General features: G+C 60.8%; 5 protein-coding genes. 2 read left to right on the top strand and 3 right to left on the bottom strand.

Annotation, left to right across the window (positions count from 1 at the left end):
* Nucleotides 1–32: 32 nt before the first annotated feature.
* Together RXV88_RS22975 and RXV88_RS22980 are read right to left on the bottom strand one after the other, a co-directional pair.
* Complete coding sequence (locus RXV88_RS22975; protein WP_316296029.1) at nucleotides 33–758, bottom strand: glycerophosphodiester phosphodiesterase family protein; 726 nt, start codon at nucleotides 756–758, stop codon at nucleotides 33–35.
* A 310-nt stretch (nucleotides 759–1,068) separates the two neighbouring features.
* On the bottom strand, nucleotides 1,069–3,528 hold the full coding sequence (locus tag RXV88_RS22980; protein ID WP_316296030.1) for an FAD-dependent oxidoreductase: 2,460 nt from the start codon (nucleotides 3,526–3,528) through the stop codon (nucleotides 1,069–1,071).
* 89 nt (nucleotides 3,529–3,617) lie between these two features.
* Here RXV88_RS22980 and RXV88_RS22985 point away from each other — a divergent pair, with 89 nt between their 5' ends.
* Nucleotides 3,618–4,259 carry a TetR/AcrR family transcriptional regulator gene (locus RXV88_RS22985; RefSeq protein WP_316296032.1) on the top strand — a complete coding sequence of 214 codons (642 nt, stop codon included), beginning with the start codon at nucleotides 3,618–3,620 and terminating at the stop codon, nucleotides 4,257–4,259.
* Nucleotides 4,260–4,723: 464 nt separating this feature from the next.
* On the opposite strand, the gene RXV88_RS22990 is transcribed toward RXV88_RS22985, so the two are convergent.
* Nucleotides 4,724–5,419, bottom strand: a complete 696-nt coding sequence (locus RXV88_RS22990) for an SDR family NAD(P)-dependent oxidoreductase (protein ID WP_316296033.1) — start codon at nucleotides 5,417–5,419, stop codon at nucleotides 4,724–4,726.
* Nucleotides 5,420–5,657: 238 nt separating this feature from the next.
* Between RXV88_RS22990 and RXV88_RS22995 the strand changes: the two genes are divergently transcribed.
* On the top strand, nucleotides 5,658–6,317 hold a 660-nt coding region (locus RXV88_RS22995; RefSeq protein ID WP_316296034.1), incomplete at its 3' end, for an Arm DNA-binding domain-containing protein.

The following is a 6,317-nucleotide window of genomic DNA, read 5'->3' on the forward strand; positions in this document are numbered from 1 at the left end:
CTGGACCGATGTAATCCCGAATTCGCTCTATCTTAACGGCCACCATCCTTCACTCCCTTGGTCTGAAAAGAGCCTAGCGGGGCTGGTATGAAAGCAACAGGTATTAAATGCATAGTCTGGGTCGGCCAATTCAAAAAGCGGTTTGTTGCATACTGTCGGCTTTGGTCGAGGATCATTAAGAGGCTGTTCTCGGCCAGGTCGAGCGCGGCATGGAGTGTTGGTATGGAGTGTTCTCCACCGTCTCGATCACGGAGCCGCAATTGCGTGATGTCCTCCAATGTGTAGTCAGCAACCAAATATCGGCGGGCAGTAGAGTTTCCAGGTTCGAGACTTGGTGCTCCGTTCGGGAAAACCTCTCTGACATTCGTCGTCGTGCTAAGCGTGGGATCATGCATCAGGATATGATCACCACCGCGCGTGACCTGCACATCGACTTCCACCATGTCGATGCCTGCATCGATCGCGTTCTGAATCCCAGCAAGCGAGTTTGATGGCGCCCTCCCAACTCTCGCCCGATGTGCGATCACCAGCGGTGGTTGGCCGGGTGTGGTGCGCGTTTGAATACTAGCTTGAGAATTCGCAAGTTCTGGTGCGACAAACGCCACAGCGGCCGCGCCGGTCAGGAAGTTACGTCGTTGCAGGGTGATGCTCTCACGAAACAGTCGTTCTGCACGCACCAGAATTTCCCTCGCTGTAAGTTGCTGCGGATATGGGCAACCCTCGCAAGCAGCGTCCTTGTCATCATTGATGGTGATCAAACGAGCTATGACCGCAAAGTCCGCGACCCGGTCATTTCTCGATTTTTCGCCAGCGTCCGCTCCGGATCGAAGCGGTCATTGAGAGCTGGAAGTCCCGCTTTCCGTGACCGAACGACTGCTCAACGGCACTTAGTCGTCATTTGAGGGAAATACTCAGATGTCGGAGTTGAGCCCAATCCGGCCAAAACTCAAGACCGCGCCATCCTACTCGATGGGCGGAGAGCAGACCTTCGCTGCGGTCCGCGTGAAGGTCTGCTTCGGCGAGCCGTCTGGAATCCTGCAAATCATTCTTCGCGAGCCACTTGAGGCTCTAAACCCTCAGGCGTTCCATTTTCGGATCGAACATCGGTTTCAGCGAAGCCTTCGCTGGAACGCTCCGCCCGGCGATCAGGACGCTCCACTTACCTGACGCAATGCGTTCGGCCGTAAGTGGCTCGTCGATCTCCGCAAACCCGATGCCGACTGCGCCGCCCAGCGTGTGTCCGTAGGCACCGACTTGGATGTAGCCCACCGGCTGGCCGTCGAGATGGATGATCTCGTTGCCATGCATCAGCGGCTCGGGGTCCTCCAGCAGAAATTGCAGCATCCGGCGCCGGTGCGTTCCTACCTCCTTGATAGCGGCGAGCGCGTCGCGACCGATGAAACCGCCAGGCTTGTCGAGTTTAACGGCAAAGCCGAGCCCGGCCTCGATTGGGTTGTCGGTGTTGTCCACGTCGACGCCGAAATCGCGATAGGCCTTCTCCAGGCGCAGCGATGAGAGCGTCTGCATGCCGGCATTGCGCAGACCGTGCTTGTGGCCCGCTTCAACCAGAAGGTCGTAGACCTGCACCGCGTGCAGCGCCGGCACTTGCAGCTCCCAGCCCAGTTCACCAACGTAGGTGACGCGCAATGCCTGCACGTTGAAGAAGCCGACATCGATCTGGCGCGCGGTGAAGAACGGGAACGCGTCGTTCGACAGGTCTGCGGAACTGACTGCATTCAGGATGGCGCGCGCCTTCGGACCGTGAAGGTTGATCTGCGTGATTCCGTCGGTGACGTCGGTGATGGTGATGAACTCGCCTTCGGCGATATGATTGCGCATCCAGGTTTCGGTATGGCCGTGGCTGTTTTCACCTACGACCACCATGAAGCGGTCTTCGGCCATGCGGGTCACGGTTAGGTCCGCCTCGAACCCGCCCGCGTCGTTTGTCCACGCGGTGTAGACGACGCGGCCAGGGGCGACATTCACGTCGTTGCAGGAAATCCTGCTGAGCAGGGCACAGGCATCGCGGCCTTGCACGAGGAACTTCGCCATCGACGACATATCCATGATGATCGCGTCTTCACGCGCGGCATGGTGTTCGGCGGAGTGCCAGTCGAACCAGTTCTGACGGCCCCACCCATAGCGTTCCACGTTCGCCTGCTCCGGCGAGGGCGCGAACCAGTCGGGCAACTCCCACCCGTGGCTCTCGGTGAAATACGCGCCGGCCGCCTTGAGCCGGTCATGGAGCGCCGAGCGTTTCAGCCCGCGCGCGGTCTTGAACGTGTCGTTCGGGAAATGCGCGCCGAAGCTTTTGGCCAGAAGCTCGGGCGTGCGCGCACGGCGGAAGGCGGGCGTGTTGTGGGTGCCGTCGGCAAAGCGATCGACGTTGAACGCCGTGTGATCGACCGGGCAGCGCCCCTCGACGATCCAATGTGCAAGCGTCTTGCCGATCCCGGGCCCATAGAGGATCCCGAGCGAGTTCATCCCGGCCGCGACCCACGCATTGCGCAGCCCCGGGGCCTCGCCCACCAGCGGTGCGAGATCGGGTGTGAAGCTTTCAGGCCCGCAGAAGAACTTGCGCAGTCCTGCGTCGGCGACCGAGGGCACGCGGGCGAAGGCGGCTTCGAGATGCGGCGCCATGCGGTCCCAGTCGGGCTCGATCTCTCCGAAGGCAAAATTGTCGGGTATCTTGTCGACCATCCAGGGCGCGCCGTCGGGCTCGAACAGGCCGATCAGCAGCCCGCCGACTTCTTCTCGGTAGTAGGACCAGTTGTGCGGATCCTCGAGCAGCGGCAGGTCCCGGCTTAGACCCTGGATTTCTTCGGTTATCAGGTAGTAATGCTCAGCAGCCTGTAGCGGCAGGTTGATCCCCGCCTTGGCACCAATCTGGCGCGACCACATGCCTGCGGCGATCACCACGTGATCGGCCGCGATCTCGCCCCGGTTGGTGCGCACGCCCACGGCGCGGCCGTTGCGGGTAATAATGTCGTGCACAGCGACGTCCTCGATCACCTTAGCGCCGCGGTTGCGCGCGCCGCGGGCCAGCGCCATCGTAGTATCGACCGGATTGGTGCGCCCCTCGTGGGGATACCAGAACGCGGCGAGCGTGTTCGAAAAATCGCCGATCGGAAAGCGCTCGGCCGCCTCGGCGGGCGAGATTTCGTGCACTTCGATGCCATGCAGCTTCATGAAGGCTGCCCCCCGGCGCATCTCCTCGACCCGCTCCGGCGTGTCTGCGGGCTGTATGTAGCCGACCTGCCGCCAGCCCGTCGCCTGCCCGGTTTCCTCTTCGAGCCCGGAGATTAGGTTGCGGCCGTGCAGGTAGAGCTCGCACTCCCACTCGGCACCGAGCACAGCGGGCACGATCTCTCCCGCCGCGTGCCACGTCGTGCCCGAGGTGAGCTTATCGCGTTCAAGCACCACGACGTCCGTCATCCCGAGCTGTGCGAGGTGATAGGCGATGTTGCAGCCGATCGACCCGCCGCCGACGATGGCGACCTGCGCGTGGGAGGGAAGTGTCTGAGCCATGCCGAGTGGTCCTTTCTGCCCTGTCTATTTGATCAAATCTTTGACTTGACGGCCTGCGGAAATCAAGGAATTGATTGAATGACCATTCAATGAAGGCGCTGATGTCCGAAATTTCGCGCACGAAAGAGCCACGCACCGCGCCTCCCGAAGCTCGTCGCAAGCAGTTGATCGAGGCGACGATCACCGCGATCAGCAAACACGGTATCGCGGGCACCACACTGACCAAGGTCACTCAAGAGGCAGGACTTTCCCTGGGCCTCGCCAACTTTCATTTCGACAGCAAGGACGCTTTGCTGACAGCGACGTTGCAGCATCTCGCTGACGAGCATCGCGCGCTCTGGATCGACAAGTCGCGGCAGCCAGACTTGAGTGCTGCTGCCAAGCTGCAGGCCATCGTAAACGCGCAATTTCATCCCAAGGTCTGCAATCGCAGGAAACTCTCGGTCTGGTTCGCCTTCTTCGGCGACACGCCGCACCGTAGCGCATACCTGCGGACGTCCGGCGAGCTGGACAGGGAACGTCAGCGCGTGACGGCGGACCTCTGCGCGAGGATCATAGGAGAGCGCGGATACACCATCGTCTCGCCCAATCAGGTGTCGCACATGCTCGAAGGGCTCTTCGACGGATTGTGGCTTAACATCCTGATGTATCCAGACCTGTTCGACCGCAATACGGCGCGCGATCAGGTCAACGCCTATCTTGCGCAGTGTCTTAAAGAAGATTTTCTGTGACGCGAGCGGAGTGCTCGGCCAACGCGAAATTCATTTCGGACAAAAGGTAAGTGAGCTGACCGCTTGACACGGAAGCGGCCCCGAACTGTGCGTGAGCATCAATTTCGACGTCAGAGCCGAAGGGCAAGATAGTCTACCAGAGCGGCCGGCCCGAACCGACCACTTCGGATGGCGCTTTAGACCGTGTTGGTCGGGAAGCGGGCGTTCGGCGCGGCAGGGCTGAGTGTCGGTTATGGGCCGAAAGCGCCAGTTGGACTGATTGGCGTGAAGGTCTGGAAAGTCCGCAACTCGGACGCAGGCCGCTTTCAATCCAGGGTCCGGATCGTCGCTCAAGCGGACATAGGGCTGCCAAAGCAGACGTTGCTCTGTCGAAATCTTGCCAGTGTCCGGTTTGGAGGCCCAAAGACTGCTCACGGACGAACTGGAAGTGCATGAGCGCGTGGCTGGATATCTCTTCGACCGGTTTAGAACCGCTCGACCCAAGGACGTACGGCCACTTCATGCGTCCAGGCGCTTCGGTCCTGCTCGATGAGGTGGCGATAGGTGCGGGCAATGGCCTCGGGGCGGAGCATGGAACTGGGGTTGTCCGCGGGTTCGGTGCGTCCAGGATTGAGGATTGCGCCGTCGATATTGATCCAGGCTACGTGAATGTCCTGGGGGTGCAGCTCGCGGGCCATGCTTTCGGCAAGGCCACGCTGGGCGAACTTGCCCATGGCGAAAGGTGCCGATTGCGGGAAGCCCTTCACCCCGGCCGAGGCGCCGGTGAAAAGGATGGTTCCTCGTGTGCCGTCGATGGGCTCGGCGGCCAGCATCCGCTTCGCTGCGTGCTTGGCGGTCAGAAAGGCACCGATCGCCGTCACTTCGACCGCCCTGCGCACATCGTCCGCGGACAGCTCGGCGATGGGCCCGCGCACCCGTGCCGAGGGGTTGTAGATCACGACCCGTGGCGGGGCGGGCAGGGCGGCGAAGAGGTTGGCCACCACGTCCTCGTCGGTGGCGTCCAGAAGCACCGTCTCCGCGCCGGTTTCCACTGCGACGGCGGCCATCTTGTCGCCGCTGCGTGCGGCCAGGGTCAGCACATGATCCGCAGCAAGGTTGCGCGCCAGCGCGGCAGAGAGTCCATCACCGACGCCGATGATCACGGCATGGGGTTTTTGCATGGCAATTTCTCCCTGCTTTACGAAGCTGATGCTTGACCTCTGAAGGCGTCTGTCATAGGCCTAACGCGCTGAGCGGGCGTTGTGTAGTGGTAAGACCTCAGCCTTCCAAGGAAAAGCTATGAGTTTCACTGGGTCGCACCCAGTTGCTATGAGTTTTATTTAATTTAATAATATATCGCACTGAGGCGCATGGGGTCGCGCCCAGTATCGTGCTGTTACCTACAAAAAGCTGACAATTATGCCCAAGCTCACAGAGACCTTCGCCCGCAAGGTTCCGCAGACAAAATCCGGCACCGACAAGCACTGGGACAGCGAGGTCAAGGGCCTCGTGCTTTTTGTCGGCAAGCGCTCGAAGACCTGGTACTTCCAGAAGGACGTGGGCGGGCAGACCAAACGTGTCCTGATCGGGCGTTTCCCGGTCATCTCGGCCCAGGCTGCGCGGCAGACTGCCCTCGGCTTCGCGCTGGAGTGGGGCAGGGGAGCCGGCAAGAAGATCCAGATCGGGGCGCCAACCCTTGAGGCCGCCATGGAAGCCTACCTGGCCCGTCCCAAGCTCCGCAGCCAGAGTTACAAAGAAAATGTCCGAGCCTCGCTGAATTTGCATCTGAAAGATTGGCTCAGACTGCCGCTCGACGAGATTACCAAGTCGATGGTCGTGCGACGACACCAAGAACTGGCGGCGCGCCCCGTCAGCGCCAATCGCACTTTGAGAATTGTACGGTCGATCTGGAACCATGCCCGGAGAACCTACGATCTGTCAGAAAGCCCGACGATGGCGATCGAGTGGTACGAGGAGAAGCCAAACGGAACGATCATCGAAGATCTGCGCGAATGGCGGGACGAGGTTGATGGGTTGTATAACCCGATCCACCAGGTCTTCTACGAGATGGCCCTGTTC

The organism is Aestuariicoccus sp. MJ-SS9 (assembly GCF_032586235.1).
Classification (GTDB): Bacteria; Pseudomonadota; Alphaproteobacteria; order Rhodobacterales; family Rhodobacteraceae; genus Aestuariicoccus.